17 protein-coding genes and 3 pseudogenes are annotated in these 21,625 nt (G+C 56.7%); 7 read left to right on the top strand and 13 right to left on the bottom strand.

Features of this window, described 5'->3' with window-relative positions:
- Positions 1–194 precede the first annotated feature (194 nt).
- Positions 195–2,393 (bottom strand): annotated as a pseudogene (locus tag AC0L7U_RS12770) (primosomal protein N').
- 245 nt (positions 2,394–2,638) lie between these two features.
- On the opposite strand from AC0L7U_RS12770, the pseudogene fsa reads away from it, so the two are divergent.
- The 4 genes and pseudogenes from fsa to AC0L7U_RS12750 all read left to right on the top strand — a co-directional run bounded on the left by fsa (position 2,639) and on the right by AC0L7U_RS12750 (position 5,407).
- A pseudogene (gene fsa, locus AC0L7U_RS12765) lies at positions 2,639–3,293 on the top strand (fructose-6-phosphate aldolase).
- A gap of 114 nt (positions 3,294–3,407) precedes the next feature.
- The gene (locus tag AC0L7U_RS12760; protein WP_473691175.1) at positions 3,408–4,388 is read left to right on the top strand and encodes a tyrosine recombinase XerC; all 981 of its coding nucleotides are present in this window, start codon (positions 3,408–3,410) and stop codon (positions 4,386–4,388) included.
- 130 nt (positions 4,389–4,518) lie between these two features.
- Positions 4,519–4,809: a 30S ribosomal protein S21 gene (gene rpsU / locus AC0L7U_RS12755; RefSeq protein WP_473691173.1), complete on the top strand. Its 291-nt coding sequence runs from the start codon at positions 4,519–4,521 to the stop codon at positions 4,807–4,809.
- A gap of 175 nt (positions 4,810–4,984) precedes the next feature.
- On the top strand, positions 4,985–5,407 hold the full coding sequence (locus tag AC0L7U_RS12750; protein ID WP_473691171.1) for a serine/threonine protein kinase: 423 nt from the start codon (positions 4,985–4,987) through the stop codon (positions 5,405–5,407).
- A gap of 93 nt (positions 5,408–5,500) precedes the next feature.
- On the opposite strand, the gene AC0L7U_RS12745 is transcribed toward AC0L7U_RS12750, so the two are convergent.
- The gene (locus tag AC0L7U_RS12745) at positions 5,501–6,178 is read right to left on the bottom strand and encodes a cation efflux transmembrane domain-containing protein (RefSeq protein ID WP_473691169.1); all 678 of its coding nucleotides are present in this window, start codon (positions 6,176–6,178) and stop codon (positions 5,501–5,503) included.
- A 104-nt stretch (positions 6,179–6,282) separates the two neighbouring features.
- Between AC0L7U_RS12745 and AC0L7U_RS12740 the strand changes: the two genes are divergently transcribed.
- Positions 6,283–6,735 carry a MerR family transcriptional regulator gene (locus tag AC0L7U_RS12740; RefSeq protein ID WP_473691167.1) on the top strand — a complete coding sequence of 151 codons (453 nt, stop codon included), beginning with the start codon at positions 6,283–6,285 and terminating at the stop codon, positions 6,733–6,735.
- Between the two features lie 115 nt (positions 6,736–6,850).
- Here the strand turns inward: AC0L7U_RS12740 and lpdA are convergent, their stop codons facing one another.
- The 11 genes and pseudogenes from lpdA to AC0L7U_RS12685 form a co-directional block, all read right to left on the bottom strand.
- Entirely contained in the window at positions 6,851–8,254 is a 1,404-nt protein-coding gene (lpdA, locus tag AC0L7U_RS12735; protein WP_473691166.1) for a dihydrolipoyl dehydrogenase, read from the bottom strand.
- A 138-nt stretch (positions 8,255–8,392) separates the two neighbouring features.
- Positions 8,393–9,014 (bottom strand): annotated as a pseudogene (locus AC0L7U_RS12730) (LysE family translocator).
- A 29-nt stretch (positions 9,015–9,043) separates the two neighbouring features.
- On the bottom strand, positions 9,044–10,582 hold the full coding sequence (gene odhB / locus AC0L7U_RS12725; RefSeq protein WP_473691164.1) for a 2-oxoglutarate dehydrogenase complex dihydrolipoyllysine-residue succinyltransferase: 1,539 nt from the start codon (positions 10,580–10,582) through the stop codon (positions 9,044–9,046).
- Positions 10,583–10,655: 73 nt separating this feature from the next.
- The gene (locus tag AC0L7U_RS12720; protein WP_473695810.1) at positions 10,656–13,643 is read right to left on the bottom strand and encodes a 2-oxoglutarate dehydrogenase E1 component; all 2,988 of its coding nucleotides are present in this window, start codon (positions 13,641–13,643) and stop codon (positions 10,656–10,658) included.
- A gap of 193 nt (positions 13,644–13,836) precedes the next feature.
- Positions 13,837–14,745, bottom strand: a complete 909-nt coding sequence (gene sucD, locus AC0L7U_RS12715; RefSeq protein ID WP_473691162.1) for a succinate--CoA ligase subunit alpha — start codon at positions 14,743–14,745, stop codon at positions 13,837–13,839.
- Positions 14,746–15,945, bottom strand: coding sequence for an ADP-forming succinate--CoA ligase subunit beta (gene sucC, locus AC0L7U_RS12710; protein WP_473691160.1), 1,200 nt, complete (start codon positions 15,943–15,945; stop codon positions 14,746–14,748).
- Between the two features lie 72 nt (positions 15,946–16,017).
- Positions 16,018–16,980: a malate dehydrogenase gene (gene mdh / locus AC0L7U_RS12705; RefSeq protein WP_473691158.1), complete on the bottom strand. Its 963-nt coding sequence runs from the start codon at positions 16,978–16,980 to the stop codon at positions 16,018–16,020.
- A 153-nt stretch (positions 16,981–17,133) separates the two neighbouring features.
- Complete coding sequence (gene zapE, locus AC0L7U_RS12700) at positions 17,134–18,258, bottom strand: cell division protein ZapE (protein ID WP_473695808.1); 1,125 nt, start codon at positions 18,256–18,258, stop codon at positions 17,134–17,136.
- A gap of 348 nt (positions 18,259–18,606) precedes the next feature.
- Entirely contained in the window at positions 18,607–18,714 is a 108-nt protein-coding gene (locus tag AC0L7U_RS12695; protein ID WP_473691156.1) for a hypothetical protein, read from the bottom strand.
- Between the two features lie 20 nt (positions 18,715–18,734).
- Positions 18,735–19,049: an AprI/Inh family metalloprotease inhibitor gene (locus tag AC0L7U_RS12690; protein WP_473691154.1), complete on the bottom strand. Its 315-nt coding sequence runs from the start codon at positions 19,047–19,049 to the stop codon at positions 18,735–18,737.
- A 413-nt stretch (positions 19,050–19,462) separates the two neighbouring features.
- Positions 19,463–19,918, bottom strand: a complete 456-nt coding sequence (locus tag AC0L7U_RS12685) for an arsenate-mycothiol transferase ArsC (RefSeq protein ID WP_473691152.1) — start codon at positions 19,916–19,918, stop codon at positions 19,463–19,465.
- A 277-nt stretch (positions 19,919–20,195) separates the two neighbouring features.
- Here AC0L7U_RS12685 and AC0L7U_RS12680 point away from each other — a divergent pair, with 277 nt between their 5' ends.
- Entirely contained in the window at positions 20,196–20,576 is a 381-nt protein-coding gene (locus AC0L7U_RS12680) for an MAPEG family protein (RefSeq protein WP_473691150.1), read from the top strand.
- A 104-nt stretch (positions 20,577–20,680) separates the two neighbouring features.
- Entirely contained in the window at positions 20,681–21,574 is an 894-nt protein-coding gene (locus AC0L7U_RS12675; protein WP_473691148.1) for a 1-acyl-sn-glycerol-3-phosphate acyltransferase, read from the top strand.
- Positions 21,575–21,625 lie beyond the last annotated feature (51 nt).

The following is a 21,625-nucleotide window of genomic DNA, read 5'->3' as shown; positions in this document are numbered from 1 at the left end:
AACTGCTCTCGCCCCTCCCGAATTCCAGCGCAGCTTATCTGAAACAAACACATTTTCTCAAGCAGAGGAAATTCTTTTTCAGGCCACAAGTAAACCTATTCCATACACTGCACTGCTTCTACGGTAGTCCAAACAATCGCGTTCACAAACTTGTCATCGCAACATAGCATATTTACCGAGGCGTAAGGCCCTCTCTAGAAAAAGTTCTGCGGATCGACGTCAACTTGCACACGCAGGTTGCCACGCGGCTTTGGTGCCTGAGAAAACCAGTGGCGAATAAAGCCCTGCAGGTCAAATTGTCGCACCGTCATGACCAGCAGGCGATACCGATACCGCCCCCGCACCATCGCCAGCGCTGCTTCTGCCGGCCCCAGAATGCTGACGGCCTGCTCCACCGGAGCATGGCGGACCAATGCACGAGCATAGCCTTCCGCCTCCGCCCGATCACTGCCCGAAATCACCACACCAGCCAACCGCCCAAATGGTGGCAAACCCGCATGACGACGCGCCTCAATTTCCGCGGTATAGAAGGCTTCCCGGTCATGCGCGATCAACGCCTGCAAAACCGGATGCTCTGGCGCATAGGTTTGCAAGAACCCCCGGCCGCCGCCCGTGACGCGACCGGCACGCCCGGTCACCTGAGCCAGAAGCTGAAAGGTTTTTTCCGCCGCCCGCGGATCCCCATTCGACAGCCCCAGATCGGCATCAACCACCCCAACCAACCGCATTTTGGGAAAGTTATGCCCTTTGGCGACCAACTGCGTGCCGATGACGATATCCGCCTTGCCTTCTTCCACCAACTTCATCTCCCGCCGCAAGCGCTCTGCCCCGCCCGGCAAGTCCGAAGAGAGAACAAGCGTGCGCGCCTCTGGGAAAAGAGCCTCGACTTCTTCGGCCACACGCTCCACCCCCGGCCCGCAAGCCGCAAGCGTCTCGACGCCTTCACAGCTCGGACACGTTTTGGGGATAGCCTGTGAATAGCCGCAATGATGACACGCCAGACGCTTTTGAAAACGGTGCTCCACCAGCCATGTGCTGCAATGCGGGCACTGAAAGCGATGACCGCACTTGCGGCACAACGTCAGAGGCGCATAACCACGGCGATTGAGAAACAGAAGCGACTGCGCGCCCTCCATGCAGGATCTCTTTCATTTGCGCCAGCAGCTCCGGGGCGATCCAACGCCCCCGTTCCGGCCCATTTTGGCGCATGTCGATAGCCTTGAGATCCGGCATCGCAGCCCCACTTGCCCGCTCTGGCAGTTCAAACCGAGTATACCGGCCACTGTCGGAGTTCACTCGGCTTTCCACCGAAGGGGTTGCCGACGCCAAAACCACCGGGAACCGCGAGATATGGCCGCGCACCACAGCCATGTCCCGCGCATTGTAAGGCACCCGATCATCCTGCTTGAACGCGCCGTCGTGCTCTTCATCGACAATTATAAGACCCAATTCGCGGAATGGCAGAAACAACGCCGAGCGCGCACCAATGACAACACGGGCGCTGCCATCTGCCACACCACGCCACACGCGGGCACGGCTCTTGGTCGAGATTTCGGAATGCCATTCTGCGGGCGGCACGCCAAAGCGAACCTCGAAACGACGCAAAAACTGTTCTGTCAGCGCGATTTCCGGCAGGAGAACAAGGGCCTGACGTCCGCGTCGCAAAGCCTCTGCAATGGCCTCGAAATAAACTTCTGTCTTGCCCGATCCTGTGACACCGTCAATCAGACTGACAGCAGATCCCTTGTCGAAGCTTGCAAGAAGGCCGTCGGCGGCAATCTGCTGTGTCGGCGTCAAAGGAGGGTGATCCAGGTCCACCTTCGGCGCTGCAAACAAACGCCCCGCCGCCAGTTGCACCGCCTCAAGCACCCTGGTTCACAAGTCCGTCAACAACCGAGGCACTGACGCCGGCAGCCTTGACCAACTCCAGACGGGGACGTGAAGACGTTTCCGCCAGACACTGGAGAACGCGCGCACGGGCAGGCGTCAGGCGGACGGGCGCGTCCTGACCACTCAGCCGCACACCTCGGATCGGCGGCTCGGGTTCCAGCGCCTCCTGCGACCGCAACACCATGCGCAAGACCATGCCGGGCGGCGAAATCGTCCAGTTGGCTACCCAGTCGACAAAGCGACGCAGATCGGCATCAACCAAGGGCGCCTGCTCGTAGACATGAGAGATCGCCTTGAGTTTCTTGGAATTGATGCCCGCGTCAGGTTGAGTATCCCACACGGCTCCCAGAGCCTGGCGCGCGCCCAACGGGACTTGCACAATCGTCGCCTGGCTGCACATCTACACCGAGTGGGACCTTGTACGTATATGGCGCTGGAACAGCGACCGGTACGAGTACGCTGGCAATGGTTTCTTCGGAACTGTCAGGGTCTTCAAAAAGCACAGGCCCAATGCCTTTCAGGCAGGCGTCCGCAGACAAGGTTCAACTGATCGCGCATGGATGAATGAGGAGCTTTCGACGCACGGCCCGAGTGATACGTTACATTCGAGTACGAGATCAGGGGTTCTTATTGGGTTCATCCTCAGGTAAACAGACCTACGTAAAAGTTTCAAATCGTGACTGGCACGCCAGCGCGGGGAACTAAGAACAGGTGCCCATTCTGGGTTGAGTTTAGGGAGCAAAAGCTCATGAAATTTTTCGTTGATACGGCCGATACCGCCGAGATCAAGGAACTGGCGGAAACTGGTCTTCTGGACGGTGTTACGACCAACCCGAGCCTGATCGCAAAATCTGGCCGCGATTTCAAGGAAGTCATCGCCGAGATCTGCAAGATCACCGATGGTGAAGTCTCTGCCGAAGTGGCTGCGACCGACTTCGACCAGATCATGAAGGAAGCAGAGGTTCTTGCCAAGATCGCCGATAACGTGGTGATCAAGCTGCCGTTGACCTTTGACGGCCTGAAGGCATGTAAAGCTCTGACAGACGCCGGTCACAAGACCAACGTCACCCTGTGCTTCTCTGCCAATCAGGCTCTTCTGGCTGCCAAGGCTGGCGCAACCTTCATTTCGCCGTTCATCGGCCGTCTGGACGACATCCACATGGATGAGCCTGGAGCTGATCCGCGAAATTCGCGCCATCTATGACAACTACGACTACGATACGCAGATTCTCGCAGCGTCGATTCGCACACCGAATCACGTCAAGGATTGCGCCATCATCGGTGCCGATGTTGTCACCGTGCCGCCGGCAACGCTGAAGAGCCTCGTGAAGCATCCGCTGACCGACAAGGGCCTTGATGCGTTCTTGAAGGATTGGGCAAACACGGGTCAGTCGATCCTCTGATTTTGCCGTCTTCAATCGGTATTTAAACGTTGAAACGGCCCGGCCCTGCGCCGGGCCGTTTTATGATGAAGACGCATTAACGAAAAAAATGCACTTCTCGCTCATTGTCATGGCATGGCCCCTGCACAGTCCAAAAGCTCTACCGGCACCTCCCAAAAAGATGCCTTTCTGATCACGTCGCAACCGGATGTGAATGACCGAATCACTCTATGGCTCGATCATCTGGGTGACGAACGCCGATTGTCCGACAAGACGCTGATCGCATACGAGCGTGACGTGCGCCAATTTCTCCACTTCCTGACCGGACATATGGGTGGACCGCCCTGCCTTAAAGATCTCGCCGGTTTGCGACCCGCAGATTTCCGTGCGTTACTGGCGACACGCCGATCAGGCGGTGCCCGCAGCAGATCCCTTGCTCGGGGGCTGGCCGGAATCCGGTCGTTTCTGAATTTTCTGGAAAACCGCGGCGAGGTGAATGCAGCTGCCGCCGCAGCCGTTCGGCCGCCACGCCAGCCCGCTTCTCTCCCCAAGCCCGTCTCCGCGCAGGATGCACTGGACATCACCAGCGGCCAGCTCGATATGGAGCGCGAAGCCTGGATCGAAGCGCGCAATGCCGCCGTTCTGACCCTGCTTTATGGATGCGGTCTGCGATTGGCAGAAGCCCTGTCGCTCACCGGCGATAAGGCGCCGTCCGCGGAGACACGTACGCTCATGATCACCGGCAAGGGCGGCAAAGACCGTATCGTGCCGTTGCTGCCCGCCGTCGGTGAGGCGATCTCGCTTTACAAGGCGCAGTGCCCTTACCATATAGAAGACAAGGGGCCGCTCTTTCTCGGAGCGAAAGGCGGTCCACTCAATCCGCGCATGATACAACTTGCCATGGAACGCTTGCGCGGGGCTCTGGGTTTACCAGCCAGCGCAACGCCGCATGCCTTGCGGCATTCTTTCGCCTCTCACCTTCTGGCGGGCGGCGGAGATCTGAGAACCATTCAGGAGTTGCTTGGTCACGCAAGCCTGTCGAGCACGCAAATTTATACAGAGATTGACAATAAGCGTCTGCTGGACGTCTACGATAAGACCCATCCACGGCGTTAAAGACGCCAAACAGGCAAAAAAGCGCCCTCAGAGCCGAATTAGTTACCTTTTTGGGGGTGCAATCTCTGAGAAATTTGATAGTGTCCCGACACCTTGGCCCGCTGTTGCGATGTGCCATGCTATCCATCCATTGCCCGACAGCTTATCGACTGCTCAGTCTCTTGCGTCGTGCACGAACGAAATCGACAAAGGAGTTATCTTGCAAGTACTCGTCCGCGACAACAATGTCGACCAGGCCCTTCGTGTCCTCAAGAAAAAGCTGCAGCGCGAAGGTGTTTTCCGTGAAATGAAGACTCGTCGTGCTTACGAAAAGCCCTCTGAAAAGCGTGCCCGCGAAAAGGGTGAAGCTGTCCGTCGCGCCCGCAAGGCTGCACGTAAGCTCGCTCAGCGCGAAGGCCTGTCCGCTGGGCACCGCCGCTAATCGGACACGAGGTCATCACGGCCTTTCGGCATATCCGCAATATGGCGGTATGCCCGACCTGATCCGGTTCCACATCCGGCCTTGGCCGAACGTGGAACCGATCATTTCAGGTTAAAACAATTTTACCGAATTGTAAGCATGCAGGCGCATTCTGTCCCTCTAAGGAGTTGACGGTATGCGCTTTATTTTTTTAACCCTTGCCAGTCTGATCATCGGGATTGCGTCCGCACAGGCCGCGCCGAAGCGTATATATTGCCCGCTGCCCGAAGATGGCATCTGGGTTAACCCCTCTGCCCACTTCAAACAAATCATCCGCCTGCAAATCGTCGCCAAGTGCGAGGACAACAAAGTGCTCATTCGTGCGCGTGCCTTCACCAAATGTTCGCCCGCCAACTGCAAATGGGGCTGGACGCTGGGACACATTCTCTCGAACGATAACGGCGGTATCCGCGTGATCTTCCGCGGTTTTTTCGACGACAAGCTGATTGACATGAAAAGCCTGGATGGCACCAGTCTCAATGCCTATGTGACGCCCCTGCCCCATAGCGGCAAGGTTCCGCCTAACAGCACCGAGAGCTATATCCTGCATCATCGCTAAATGCGAGCGCGTATCGCCTCCCCCTCTGCTTCACGCAAAAACGGCGGAACCACCCAGAGCCCCGCCGTCAACCGAACCAGATCACATCAAGGATCAGTGATGAGGCGGATGCGCATGACCGTGATGATCTGCGTGATCATGGTCGTGCGACTCCCCCTGACGATATTCCCGCAGGGCCTGCGTCATGATCTGGAATGATGATGTCAGGAACAGGAACGACATCAACAGCGCCACAATCAGATCTGGCAGGCCAGACGTAGTGAACCAGACAGCCAGCGCCGCAAACATCACCGCGACATTCCCAATGGCATCATTACGCGAACACAACCAGACAGAGCGGACGTTTGCATCACCATCTTTGTAATTCATCAGCACCACCACGCTGATCACATTGGCTGCAAGCGCCATGACGCCGACCACCCCCATCACCTGCGGCTCAGGCATACCGGAAACCAGAAACTGGTAGATGGTCGAGCCAAACACCCAGACGCCCATGATCAACAGGCTTCCACCCTTGACCAGCGCCACGCGAGAGCGCAGTTGCAGACTGGCACCGATCACTGCAAGCGCGAGGCCGTATGTCATGCCGTCGCCGAGGAAATCGAGCGCATCCGCTTGCAGTGCCTTTGATCCGGCGCGGTGACCGTAAAACATTTCGACGGCGAACATGCCGAGGTTCAGAAAGATCACAAGCCACAAACGGCGCTTGTAACTGGCAGAGACGCCATCGAACTGCGTCTCGTGATGGTGATGTCCACATCCGACACCCATGAGGCTCTCCTTTTCAGTCTGGCTGCACATACGGCAGCACTGGAATTCTCTGCGTGTCTTCCCCATATAGTTGCTATAGCGACTATAGCTTCAAGGGCTAACCCATGCTTTTTTCCATTGGCGACCTCTCAAAACGCACCAACGTCAAGGTGCCCACCATTCGCTATTATGAAAAAGAAGGTCTCCTCAGTGCTCCCCCACGCACCGAGGGCAATCAGAGACGCTATGACGCGGATCACCTGTCCCGACTGACCTTCATCAAACATGCGCGTGACCTGGGTCTTCCGATGCCCGCAATCCGCATGTTGCTGGATTTGAGCGAGCATCACCCGGATCGGCCTTGCGCTGATATCGACCAGATCGCCAAGACCCAACTCACCTCGATCCGTCAACGCATCGCGCAACTTCAGCAGTTGGAAACAGAACTGTTGAGGATCTCGAACAGTTGCGATGGCCACCATCCCGTTTCCGACTGCAATGTCCTCAAGGCCTTTGGTGACCACTCACACTGCATGAGTGAACACGATCACCAACATGCATCCGTACCAACGCCGTGAGCACGGTTGGCATGGGCAGAACGTAATCAAAGAAAAAGCCCCGCTCTCGCGCTGAGAACGGGGCTTTTTTTGTTCGGCCTGCCCGGTTTAAACCGGGCAAAGCGCTCGTATCTGTTTACGAGTGGATCGGCTTGGCAAAGGTTGCCATGGCTGCTTCCTTCACGGCTTCCGACATCGTCGGATGCGCGTGACAGGTGCGGCCGAGATCTTCCGACGACCCGCCGAATTCCATCAGCACAGCGGCTTCATGGATCATCTCGCCAGCGCCAAAGCCAACGATGTGAACACCAAGAACCCGGTCGGTCTTCTCATCAGCCAGAACTTTCACAAAACCATCGGTGTGGTTCATGGCACGAGCACGGCCATTGGCCGAGAAGTTGAACTTGCCGGTCTTGTAGGTCACACCGCCAGCCTTCAGCTCTTCCTCGGTCTTGCCGACGGAAGCAACCTCAGGCTGCGTGTAAACGACACTCGGGATAACGTCATAGTTCACATGGCCAGCCTGGCCTGCGAGCATTTCCGCAACCGCGATGCCTTCGTCTTCAGCCTTATGAGCCAGCATCGGGCCAACGATCACGTCGCCGATGGCGTAGATGCCGTCAACATTGGTTTTCAGATGCCCATCTGTCTTGATACGGCCGCGCTCGTCCAGCGCAACGCCAGCCTCTTCGAGACCAAGCCCGGCGGTGTAGGGTTTGCGACCGATCGACACCAGCACAACATCGGCCTCGATGGTTTCGGTCTCGCCACCGGCAGCCGGTTCGACAGAAACCTCAACGCCTTTGCCCTTCTTGCTCACACCCGTGACCTTTGAGGAGAGCTTGAACTGAAGACCCTGCTTCTTGAGCATACGCTGAAAGTTCTTCGAGACATCACCGTCCATCGGTCCAAGGATCTTGTCCATGTATTCGACGACCGTGACGTCCGCACCAAGACGGCTCCACACCGAACCGAGCTCCAGACCGATGACGCCGCCACCGATAACAACCATTTTGCCCGGCACCTTGTCCAACTCCAGAGCGCCGGTCGAGGAAACAACATGCTTTTCGTCAATCTCGATGCCCGGAACGGACATAACGTCAGAGCCGGTTGCAATGACAATGTTCTTGGCTTCAAGAACTGACGTCGACCCGTCTTCCGCAGTGACTTCGACCTTGCCGGCTGACAGGACCTTGCCTGTACCCTGATGCGTATCAATCTTGTTCTTCTTGAACAGGAACGCAACGCCGTTGACGTTGGCATCGATGGTGTCAGCCTTGTGCTTCATCATCGTGTCGAGATCGAGCTTCGGCTTGCTGACCTTGATGCCGAGCTTTTCGAAGCCGTGACCGGCTTCTTCGAACATCTCAGATGCATGCAACAATGCCTTGGAAGGAATGCAACCGACGTTCAGGCAGGTACCGCCATGAGTGGCCCGCTTTTCAACGACGGCAGTCTTCAGGCCGAGTTGGGCAGCCTTGATTGCACACACATATCCGCCAGGGCCTGTGCCGATGACAACAAGATCATATTGGGACATTTCGGTCGCCTTTTACCTTTTCAAAGTTTTCATCACGTCGACCATGGCGCCAGGGCCTGTCGTCGACACGGGCATCACGCCCATCAAATTTCAAGTCAGCCCGCCACTGCGGCCGGTTCCATCACCTCACCACCGACCTCAACGAGTCGACAGCGCCAACCGGGCCGCAAATCCCGCGAACGTCAACGCAACCGTCTGGCGCATCCAGAACAGAACGCGTTTGCTGCGCAAGACATGTTCTCCGAAGACTGCGGCAAAAGTTCCGTAGACGCAAAAGACCACAAAGGTCATTGCCATGAAAACGCCAGCCATCGCCAGCATGTCCAAGTGCGGATCAGCAGACGCGGGATCAACGAATTGCGGCAGAAACGCCAGAAAGAAAGCGGTAAGCTTCGGATTCAGAGTATTGATGAGAAAGCCGGTCCGAACGATCGCGCCCGCCGTTTTTCTCGGCTGGTCAGGGCTCCGCGCGGACAGGGCGAGAGCCCCACGTTGGCGCAGCGTTTGCCACGCGAGATAGAGTAGATAGGCTGCGCCTGCGAATTTCACGATCTGAAACACGAAGGCGCTTGTGTTGAGAAGAGCCGACATACCCAGAATGGACAGCCAGGACAGAGGGAGCGATGCCCAGTGTACAACCAAAGGCTGCCGCCACCGAGCCCAATCGCCCAGTCTCCAATCCGATTGCCACGGTATAGACAACGCCAGCTCCCGGAACCAGCACGACCACAAACGCGGCAATCAGATATTCGAGACTCATTGTCCCGGCTCCCAATCAGTTCGTCAGTCTCAGAGGTCCAGGATCAGGCGACGCGGATCTTCCAGACATTCCTTGACGCGAACCAGGAACGTCACGGCTTCCTTGCCATCGACAACGCGGTGGTCGTAGGACAGAGCCAGATACATCATCGGACGGATCTCAACCTTGCCATTCACGGCCATCGGGCGTTCCTGGATCTTGTGCATGCCAAGAATACCAGACTGCGGTGCGTTCAGGATCGGCGAGGACATCAGCGAACCGTAAACACCACCATTGGTGATCGAGAACGTACCGCCGGTCATGTCGCCCATACCCAGCTTGCCGTCACGTGCCTTGCGCGCCAGATTTCCGATTTCCTTTTCGATCTCGGCAATCGACATCTGATCGGCGTCACGTACGACAGGAACAACCAGGCCCTTCTCCGTCCCAACAGCCACACCGATGTGGCAGAAGTTCTTGTAGATCAGGTCTGTGCCGTCGATCTCGGCATTAATGGCCGGAACTTCCTTGAGAGCATGACAGACCGCCTTGGTGAAGAAGCCCATGAAGCCAAGCTTCACGTCATGCTTCTTCAGGAAGAGATCCTTGTACTCGGACCGCAGTTCCATGACCGGCCCCATATCCACCTCATTGTAGGTGGTGAGCATGGCGGCCGTGTTCTGCGCATCCTTCAGGCGACGTGCAATCGTCTGACGCAGCTTGGTCATGCGAACACGCTCTTCACGCGCTTCGTCATCTGCAACAACCGGCCCGCGCGGTGCCGCCTTGGGGGCTGCCTGCTGAGTGGTTGCACCCGATGCGAGAGCGTTGATCACATCTTCCTTGAGGACCTGACCGCGCTTGCCAGAACCGGCAACCTGATCCGAAGACAAGTTGTTTTCGGCCATCATCTTGGACGCGGACGGGGCCGCTGGCATGGACGAACCGGAAGCAGCAGGGGCAGGGGCAGCGGCCGGAGCAGACGCAGCGTCTGCCTTGGGGGCACTATCCCCAGCCGGTGCAGCAGCGCCGGAGGGATCAATCTGGCAGAGCAGGCTGCCCGGCTCAACCGTATCACCCGTCTGCGCAACAACCTTGACGATTGTGCCTGCTGACGGAGACGGAATTTCCTGAGCGGCCTTGTCAGTCTCCAGTTCAACGAGTGTATCGTCAGCCTTGACGGTGTCGCCAACCTTGACGCTCCATTCGCCGACTTCAGCTTCGGTGACGGATTCACCAGCGCTTGGCGCGAGAACGTCAATCAGGTCCTTCTTGGCATCACCGCTGTCGTCAGACTTCGGAGCATCTTCAGCCTTCGGCGCGTCAGCCGGTGCAGATGCAGCAGCTTCGCCACCTTCTGCGATTTGACCCAGAAGTGCGCCAACCTCGACGGTTTCGCCTTCGGCGACAGAAATGCTTTCCAGAGTTCCCGATGCGGGAGCTGGGACTTCAACTGTCACCTTGTCGGTTTCAAGCTCAACGATCGGCTCATCTGCCTTGATGGCATCACCGGGTTTCTTGAACCATTGTGCAATGGTGGCTTCTGATACGGATTCACCCAGAGTGGGTACGCGAATTTCGGTTGCCATGGTCGCCTTCTCTTAAGTTTGCCTTAGCCAGTTCCGGATGGGTGAGAGGGCCACGGCTGCGGCCCTCAAACTATCATGATTCAGAGTACGCTTCGTCGAGGAAGCCCTGCAACTGTGCCAGATGCGTCGACATCAGGCCCGTTGCAGTGGAGGCCGAAGCCTTGCGACCAGCGTAACGAGGCCGTGTGACCTTGGCGCCAACCTGCTCCAGGACCCATTCGATGTAAGGCTCGACAAAGAACCAAGCCCCCATGTTCTTGGGTTCTTCCTGACACCAGACGACGTCGGCATTCTTGAAACGCTTCATCTCTGCCATCAGTGCCTTTTTCGGGAACGGATACAACTGTTCCAGACGCAGCAGATAGACATCGTTGATGCCACGCTTTTCGCGCTCTTCCAGAAGATCATAATAGACCTTGCCGGAACACATCACCACACGCCGGATCTTGTCGTCAGGAGCCAGCTTGACATCCGTCTGCCCGCCATGCTCGGCATCATCCCAAAGCAAGCGGTGGAACGTGCTGTTTTCGCCCATTTCCGAAAGCTTGGAAATGGCCCGTTTGTGACGCAGAAGCGACTTCGGCGTCATCAGGATCAACGGCTTGCGAATATCGCGGTTCAACTGCCGGCGCAGCACGTGGAAGTAGTTTGCAGGCGTTGTGCAGTTGGCAACCTGCATGTTGTCTTCCGCACACATCTGGAGATAGCGCTCCAGACGAGCCGAGGAATGCTCAGGACCCTGGCCTTCGTAGCCATGCGGCAACAGGCAGACCAGACCGGTCATGCGCAGCCACTTGCGTTCTCCCGAAGAGATGAACTGGTCGAAGATGACCTGCGCGCCGTTGGCAAAGTCACCGAACTGGCCTTCCCACAAAGTGAGCGCGTTCGGTTCAGCCAGCGAGTAGCCGTATTCAAACCCGAGCACGGCTTCTTCCGAAAGCATCGAGTTGATGACTTCGTAGCGCGCCTGTCCGTTCTTCAGGTTGTTGAGCGGAATATAGCGGTTTTCGTTTTCCTGATCATACAGGACCGAATGACGCTGCGAGAACGTTCCGCGCTCGCAATCCTGACCGGAGAGACGCACCGGGTGACCTTCGCGCAGCAGCCCGGCAAACGCCATGGCTTCTGCCGTTGCCCAGTCGAAGCCTTCGCCGGTTTCGAACATCTTGGCACGGTTCTTCATGAAGCGGCCAACGGTGCGATGCACATTAAAGCCATCCGGCACGGTCGTCAGACCCTTGCCGATTTCCTCAAGTGCCTCGTCCGACAATCCGGTTGAACCGCGGCGCGGATCTTCCTCGTCATCAGCCCGCTTCAGACCCGACCACTTACCGTCCAGCCAGTCGGCTTTGTTCGGCTTGAAGCTCTGGCCGGTTTCGAATTCGGCGTCCAGATGCTTACGCCAATCCGCCTTGCGTGCCTCAACCTCGTCGGCTGTCAGAACGCCATCCTTGACCAGACGATCCGAATAGATCTGCAGGGTTGTGGAATGCTTGCGGATTTTGCGATACATGATCGGCTGTGTGAACGCAGGCTCGTCGCCTTCGTTGTGACCGTAGCGGCGGTAGCAGATCATGTCGATCACGACCGGGCGACGGAACTTCTGGCGGAACTCGATAGCGATCTTGGCCGCATGCGTAACTGCTTCCGGGTCATCGCCGTTCACGTGGAAGATCGGAGCTTCGATCACCTTGGCCATATCGGACGGGTACGGCGAAGAGCGCGAATAACGCGGGTTCGTCGTAAAGCCGATCTGGTTGTTGATGATGACGTGCAACGAACCGCCTGTGCGATGACCGCGCAGAGCAGACAAGCCGAAACATTCGGCAACGACGCCCTGACCAGCAAAGGCTGCATCGCCATGCAACAGCAGCGGCAGAACCTTGGTGCGGTCAACTTCCGTCGTTTCCACCCATTCCCCGTCAACAGCAGAATGCTGATCCTGCTTTGCACGGGACTTCCCAAGCACGACAGGGTTGACGATTTGCAGGTGAGACGGGTTGGCTGTCAGCGACAGGTGAACCTTGTTGCCGTCGAAATCACGGTCGGAGGACGCACCGAGATGGTACTTCACATCGCCCGAGCCTTCCACATCATCCGGCGTGTAAGACCCGCCCTTGAACTCGTGGAAAATGGCGCGGTGGGGCTTGCCCATCACCTGTGACAACACGTTCAGGCGGCCACGGTGAGCCATGCCAAACACGATTTCCTTGACACCCAACTGACCGCCACGCTTGATGATCTGCTCAAGCGCCGGGATCAACGCTTCACCACCATCAAGGCCAAAGCGCTTGGTGCCGGTATATTTCACATCAAGGAACTTCTCAAAGCCTTCGGCCTCGATCAGTTTGTTCAGGATGGCACTGCGGCCTTCCGGCGTGAAATCAATGGTTTTGCCCGGCCCTTCGATCCGCTCCTGAATCCAGGCCTTTGCGGCCGGATCCGAGATATGAACGAATTCGTATCCAATCGTCGAACAATACGTCCGCTTGAGGATCTCCAGCATTTCCGGGATGGTCGCATATTCGAGACCCAGAACATTGTCGATGAAGATCTTGCGGTCGTAATCGGCTTCCGTGAAGCCATAGTTCGACGGGTGGAGTTCCTCGTGGTCTCCTGGAGGAGACAGACGCAAAGGATCCAGATCGGCATGCAGGTGACCGCGCATGCGGTACGCCCGAATCATCATCAGCGCGCGAATGGAATCGCGTGTCGCCTGATGAGCTTCCGTTTCCGAAAGGGCCTCACCCTTGACCTCTGCCTTATCTTTCAACTTGTCGCCGAGCTTTTTCTCAATCGGCGCCCAGTTGCCATCAAAGGCATTGATCAGATCTCCGCTGGCCTCAACTGGCCAGTCCTTGCGCTTCCACGGGGCTCCCCGGGCTTCCTTCAGGATGTCTTCTTTTTCATCCTGAAAGGCAGCAAAGAAATCCTGCCACTCGGCAGAGACCGAGGCAGGGTTTTCCGTGTACTGCGCATAGAGGTCTTCAATGTAGGCTGCGTTGGCGCCGTAAAGCAACGACGTCAGTGCGAATACGCTGTTCGCTTCCTGCCGTGCCATATCCATCTAGCGGGAAATCCCGCCCTTGTGTTTAGAGGCGGATCGTAAAGACCCGTCCCGGGATCCTCAGTTCGGCCAGTGTCAGACACCAGCCCCTCGAAACAGGCCAAGACACGGAGCGTCTTGGCCTTTCTTGTACCCTAGGTCTCAAACCGTAAAGATTTTAAGTTTGGACGCTAGAAGTTTTCTCTTTTTAGCCCTTCAAGACTTCGAGAAGCGTTTCGCCAAGCTTTGCCGGGGAAGGAGACACCTTGATGCCTGCGCTTTCCATGGCAGAGATCTTGTCTTCTGCGCCGCCCTTGCCGCCGGAGATCACGGCACCTGCGTGACCCATGGTGCGGCCCGGAGGAGCCGTACGTCCGGCGATGAAGCCAGCCATCGGCTTTTTACGGCCCTTCTTGGCTTCGTCCTTGAGGAACTGAGCTGCTTCTTCTTCAGCCGAGCCACCGATTTCACCGATCATGATGATCGATTCGGTTTCGTCGTCAGTCAGGAACATTTGCAGGATGTCGATGAACTCGGTGCCCTTGACCGGGTCACCACCGATACCGACAGCCGTAGACTGGCCGAGGCCTGCCTGCGACGTCTGGAACACTGCTTCATATGTAAGCGTGCCGGAGCGCGAAACAACGCCGACGGAACCCTTCTTGAAGATGGAGCCCGGCATGATGCCGATCTTGCACTCTTCAGGAGTAAGAACACCTGGGCAGTTCGGCCCGAGAAGGCGTGACTTGGACTTTTCGAGGCGAGCCTTGACCTTGACCATGTCGGCAACCGGAATACCTTCCGTGATGCAGACAATGAAAGGCACTTCAGCGTCGATCGCTTCGATGATTGCTGCACCGGCCCCTGCAGGCGGAACATAGATCACAGAGGCGTCTGCACCGGTTGCGTCCCTGGCTTCGGCAACGCTGGCGTAGATCGGCAGCTCTGCGGAAGCATCAACGCCAGATGTCCAGTTCGTGCCACCCTTCTTGGGGTGAACGCCGGCAACCATCTGGGTGCCGTAATACTGGAGCGCCTGTTCCGTGTGGAATGTGCCGGTCTTGCCGGTCAGGCCCTGAACGAGGATTTTCGTGTCTTTATTGACGAGGATCGACATTTACGCGCCCTCCTTGACGGCTTTCACGATCTTCTGGGCGGCGTCATCAAGGTCATCAGCGGCGATCACATTCAGACCGCTTTCGTTGATGATCTTCTTGCCGAGCTCAACGTTGGTGCCTTCAAGGCGCACAACGAGGGGAACCTGAAGTCCCACATCCTTCACAGCAGCAACAACGCCTTCTGCGATCACGTCGCAGCGCATGATGCCACCGAAGATGTTGACCAGAATGCCCTTCACGTTCGGATCGGACGTGATGATCTTGAACGCAGCTGTAACCTTTTCCTTGGAGGCACCGCCACCAACGTCGAGGAAGTTTGCCGGCTCGGAGCCGTACAGCTTGATGATGTCCATGGTGGCCATTGCGAGGCCAGCACCATTCACCATGCAGCCGATGTCACCATCGAGAGCCACATAGGCGAGATCGTACTTGGATGCTTCGATTTCCTTGGCATCTTCTTCGGTCTCATCACGCAGAGCAACAATGTCTTCGTGACGGAACAGAGCGTTGCCATCGAAGGACACCTTGGCGTCAAGAACGCGCAGGCGACCATTTTCCATAACGATCAGCGGGTTCACTTCGAGAAGGCTCATGTCCTTTTCGACGAACGCCTTGTAAAGGATCGGGAACAGCTTTGCGCCGTCTTCGCGTGCTTCACCTTCGAGCTTCAAAGCGTCGGAGAGCTTCGCGCTGTCGGCGTCGGTCACGCCTGTATCCGGATCAATCGGCAGAGTGACGATCTTTTCCGGTGTTTCTTCTGCAACCGCTTCGATGTCCATGCCGCCTTCGGTCGACACAACGAAAGCCGGACGGCCTACGGTGCGGTCAACGAGGATCGACAGGTACAATTCACGGTCGATGTCAGCACCGTCTTCAATATAGAGACGGTTGACGACCTTGCCTGCATCGCCGGTCTGCTTGGTCACCAGCGTGTTGCCAAGCATTTCCTTGGCGTGTGCCGTGACTTCGTCGAGCGAGAATGCGAGACGCACGCCACCCTTGGAATCAGCAGCAAGTTCTTTGAACTTGCCCTTGCCGCGGCCACCGGCGTGGATCTGGGACTTGACGACCCAGAGCGGATCAGGAAGCTTCTTTGCAGCAGCTTCTGCTTCATCAGCAGAAAAAATTGCTACACCTTCGGCAACCGGCGCGCCGTATGCTTTCAGAACCGCTTTGGCCTGATACTCATGAATGTTCATTGGTTTCCCCCGTTTTCGGAGATCCGCCCCTGAGGGTCAGGAGCGGAGTTTCGGAAGTCTCAGCGTCTGGCGTCAAGCCAGAGCAGGCTGAATTTTCTTACAAGCTTCGACCAAGCCAGACACAGACGCGACAGACTTGTCGAAGCCTGCCTTTTCGTCGCTGTTCAGTTCGATCTCGATCACACGCTCAACACCACCAGCGCCGATCACGACAGGCACACCAACGTAGGTGTCCTTGAGGCCATACTGGCCGTCGAGAGCAGCAGCACATGGGAGAACGCGCTTCTTGTCCTTGAGATAGCTTTCAGCCATCGAAATTGCGGATGCAGCAGGAGCGTAGAAAGCCGAACCGGTCTTGAGAAGACCGACGATTTCTGCGCCGCCATCGCGGGTCCGCTGAATGATTTCTTCCAGACGCTCGTCCGTGCACCAGCCCATCTTGACCAGGTCCGGCAGCGGAATACCGCCCACAGTGGAGTAGCGTGCCAGCGGCACCATGCTGTCGCCGTGACCACCAAGAACGAAGGCGGTGACGTCTTCAACCGAGACGTTGAACTCGTCGGTCAGGAAATAACGGAACCGCGAGCTATCGAGGACGCCAGCCATGCCGACAACCTTGTTGGCCGGCAGACCGGAGAATTTCTGCAAGGCCCAAACCATCGCGTCGAGCGGGTTGGTGATGCAGATGACAAATGCGTCGGGGGCATACTTTGCGATGCCTGCGCCAACCTGCTCCATAACCTTCAGGTTAATTTCCAGCAGATCGTCGCGGCTCATGCCAGGCTTGCGCGGAACACCAGCGGTGACGATGATGACATCAGAGCCTTCGATCGCAGCATAGTCGTTTGCGCCGGACATCTTGGCGTTGAAGCCGTCAACCGGAGAAGATTCGGCGAGATCCAGAGCCTTGCCCTGCGGAGTGCCCTCAGCGATGTCGAAAAGAACGACGTCTCCGAGCTCTTTCAAGCCAACCAGATGTGCAAGCGTGCCACCAATCTGACCTGAGCCAATCAAAGAAATTTTGTTCCGAGCCATATCCGAAAGTTTCCCTTTACGTAAGATGGAACCCTGTGCCATTCAGCATGACGCTGTTGGCACTACTCCCTTTGCGCCTATGGCGCAACCATTTCAAACCAAGAAGGCGAACAAACCGAAGACCGAGACCTTTAACGACCTCCAGTTAACGTTCTAGGAAGGTTTATTGGTCGACTGACCGCCCCTCCCCTTTCCCTTTAGGTAAGCTTCAGACCGCATTTCGATCAGCCTCGAAGCTGTCCTGTCAAACTCGAACGCTTCCGTCCCCTCGGTCGAAACATAAAGCTCCGTGGGTTCGGCGTCCGCCGAGATAACAAGCTGCACGTGATTATCATACAAGGTGTCGATCAGATTGATGAACCTCTTTGCCTCGTTTCTGCGCTCACGAGACAACACCGGCACGCCCTCCAAAAAGATGGTGCGGTATTTCTCGGCAATTTGCAGGTAGTCGGCCGCGCCTAGCGGCTGCATGCAGAGCTCTTCAAACGTGAAGCGTGCGGTGCCATCAGCAACAGCACGCACCTCGATCTTGCGACCCTTGTACTCAATCAAATCTTTTGAAACGGGCGATCCATTGACCAGCTTTCGCCATGCATCGTCCATGCGCTCCTCGGCATGGTCATTCAACGGTGAAATATACACCGGTGCCCCGCCAAGCTTCTCCAGGCGATAGTCCGTCGGACTGTCGAGCCAGAGCACGTCAACGTGCTGTTGAAGAAGATCGATGAAGGGGAGAAACAACTGACGGTTGAGGCCGTCCTTATAGAGATTGTTTGGCTCGACGTTCGACGTCGCCACCACCACGACACCAAGGGCGAACAACTGGGTGAACAAGCGCCCCAGAATCATGGCGTCGGTAATATCTGTTACGGAAAATTCGTCGAAACACAAAAGCCGGGTTTCGTCCGCGATCTGGCGCGCGACCGGAGGAATAGGATCATCCTCTTTCACCTCACCGCGCTTCAACGCCTGCCGATGCTGGAAAATGCGCTCATGCACATCGGCCATGAATTCATGAAAATGTGTTCTGCGCTTACGGCGAACAACCGCCACGTCAAGGAACAGGTCCATCAGCATGGTCTTGCCACGCCCTACTCCACCCCAGACGTAAAGCCCTTTCACCCGAGGCTGGTCTTTCGTGCGTTTGCTGAACAACCACCCGAGAGAGCTCTTTTTCGTCGCAAGCCTGGTTTCCGACAAACGCACATTGAGAGCATCCAGTTTATTGACCACCTCACGCTGCAACGGATCATCACTGATCTTTCCCGCCGCCACCATCGACTGGTAGCGATGTCTTAGAGCATGACTGATGGGTGCATCGACTTTCAACTTCGGAACGCTCCGTTGTCAGTTGGACACCTCATCCCGGTCAGTGCCGCGGTGAAATGTCGCACAATGACCTTCGCATAAGCTTAAAATCACGCAGATGCAAGCAAAGCAAATGAGCACATCTCACTCACCTTGCGAAATCAAATAGTTAGAATTTTCGCGATGCAACCTGAAGGCGCCGGAGAAATAAAATCCCCTAATGGGTTTGCACGCTTCCAAGGCTCATCGCACTGCAAAAACGCGATAAGGGCCCATAAGGCCCCTATCTTGTTTCACAAGCCGTGCCGAAACGCTGACTTAACGATGCATCGTGACCTGTTTGCCCGATGCTGTCGTGCCGCTGAATTGCTGCCCGCCGACCGAGTAAAGCTGAACGAGAACATCACCGCTGGCGCTTTTCAACACCAGCTTCTTGCCTTCGATATTCAGGCAGAAATGCCTGCGAGGGTTGGCGACGTACACCCACGCGAGTTGGCCCGGTAGCCACCCGACCAAGACGTCAGCGCCATGAACGCCATGCAGGTTTCGCTGGACGACTGCAATTTCCAGCCCCCGCCCATCTCACTGCGGTTGATATCCTGCGCCGTTCCCGGCTCCGGCAACGAGGCCACCTGCATAGAAGACTGCCCGCCTGCATCCCCCATACGGTCACCGCCCATCGTGCCACTCATCGCAGACGCCTGATCGGAATTGGTGATGGTTGTGCCAGGGAGGAGGAGAGGAAGAATCAAGCGGCGCAAGCTGCCCGCCCTGAATCGGTTGTGTCGGAGCGGCCGGCAGCGAAGGCGCGGAATAATCCGGCTGGCCAGAGAGACGCTGACAGCCTGCGACTCCCACCGCCAGACACATGATGCTCGTCAAAATGACACCGCTCTTCATAAGCAATGAACCCTTCTTGCAACCGCTGTAATGTTTTCTCGCCAAGGTCGCCCGGTCAAGACGGGCAACGTTTCATCCCTAGTGTTAACGATACTTGCCCGAAAACAAAAGTGAGACATGGAGAATTGTGAGGAGAAGGGGCCGAAGATCTGGTTAAAAACGACAAAGAAAGACGGCTATACAAGTGCAATGAGCCGCTTGATGACGCAAGAGGCGCAGAAACATCCGTGCGCCTTCTTGCATCTAACGTGCGAGCCAACCGGACACCGACCCCTCAGGCAACTTCGAGATCCGGACCCGCGCGATATTGATCCGCACCTAGCACCTGATCCACCGCCTGCCGAATGCGCCGGAAATATTCTTTTGCGGCCTCAAAAGACTGCGGGAAAGGCCGAACGCCCGCCACATGCCAATGATCTTCAAACGTAGTGCCACGCCAATCACGTGGCAGTGGCAAAGGAGCCATTCGAGACAGATAGATCACACGGTCCGGAACGATTGGCCCATATGGCATGCAGAAGACGTCGGCGCTCTTGGGCTGCAAACCTTCGCTGCTGATCGACTTTGCCGAAAGCAACTTTGTGACCGCCGGATGCAAAACATCGCCCGGCTCCACGCCTGCAGAAAAAGCGCGCACAAGCCCCTGACCCGTTGCATTGACATAGGCTTCAGCCAATGGACCAAGCAACGTATTATCGGGACAAATAAAGAGGATCGTCGTCTTTGGCACTTTTTTCTCCTGCCACTCGGCGGACACACCCTAACGCTGGCCACCTTGTAGCGCTGAGGACCAACACATTTATGACAGATGCACCACCCAATCGGAGACTTAACCCATTCATCCCCGGTTGGTTCCATTGTCAAAAAACCGGAGCGCCATGCGACGTCCAGAGGCTTTTCATGTCTTGTGCATTGATCATCTCATGCGAACGGCTTAATTGGGCTTGTGAATTATCCGCTCCGCGATGTGCCGTCAGTCCGGCCCGCGCCCAACTGGAGAGTTTTCCATGTCCATCGCGCTCTGGTGTGTTCTCATTGCAGCCATTCTCCCCGCGCTCAGCGCCTTTCCGGCCAAGGCAAACAAGAGCTTCGACAATGCCAACCCACGCGACCCGGACTATTGGAAAGGCGGCTTCCCCGCGCGCGCCATGGGCGCTCAGCAAAACGGCTTCGAAGCCTTCCCATTCTTCGCTGTCGCGGTGATCATTGGACTTTGGCAAGGCGGCAATGCGGAGTGGATCAACAAGCTGGCGGAACTTTTTATCGCCATGCGTCTTATTTACATTGGTTGCTATTACGCCAACCGGGCGACCCCGCGATCCCTCTCCTGGATGGTCGGCTTTCTCTGCACTCTTGGCATCTTCACCAGCCCGCTCTGGAGCGTGTGACGAATAAGTGAAATCTGGCGTATCTGGAGCTGCTCCATTGCGAAACAAGGTGGAAGTATCTACGTTTAACTGGGCGCCGAACTCAAAATCTTGAAGGACTTCCCGTGGCGTATGTAAACCCGCCGTCTACGTCTCTGGGCAAGGATGCACAGGCCCTGACCGGTACTGCCGAAGACCATATTGTTGATACGCTGATCATCGAACGCGGTGAGAAAGTCATGTCCCGGCCCTGGTGGCCGCTTGTTCGCCCGTTGGCGCTGCGTGTCTTGCGATACCGGCAAGCGCTTCAGATGTCAGACGAAATCGCTGGTATGTCGGCGATTGAAGTCTTTGAATATCTGAGTGATCTTCTGGAAATGCATGTGACCGTCGAGGGCTTGGATAACGTGCCCGCCGAAGGCCCAATGGTGCTTGTTTCCAATCACCCAACCGGCATCGCAGATGGTGTGGTTCTGTTTGATGCCATTCGCCAGCGCCGCACTGATCTCTCCATTTTTGCCAATCGTGATGCCATTCGCGTAAGCCCGCGACTTGCTGACATGATTGTTCCGGTGGAGTGGCGGCATGAATTCAAATCCCGCGAAAAAGCCCGGGAAACCCTGTCTCTCTCCGCCAAGGCCTTTCGGGAAGGACGATGCGTCGTGCTGTTCCCCTCAGGGCGTCTGGCCTATTGGAACGAGGGGAAATTGACGGAGCGACCTTGGATGACATCGGCGCTGGCTCTTGCCCGGCGCAATGACGCGCCAATCATTCCCATGCACATGGGCGGGCGCAACTCCGGCCTGTTCTACTTCCTGTCTCGCATCTCCACTGAATTGCGCGATATGACGATCTTCAACGAACTTTTGAACAAGCGGCACGCACCCTTCCGCGTTCATTTTGGCAAGCCGATTGACCCGGCCCTGCTACAAGGCGACCTCAACGAAGGCACCGCCAAGCTGCGGGTACATTGCGCCGAGACGCTGGCTCACAATCCAGACGCCGAATTTCACCTCTAGCGACACTTTTCCCTTACAAACCCTCCAGATGCGGCGTTTCATCCACAGGTG

The organism is Roseibium sp. 10G30-5, assembly GCF_055809635.1.
Note: the sequence above shows the minus strand (reverse complement) of the source record. Positions and strands in the feature narration are given on the sequence as shown.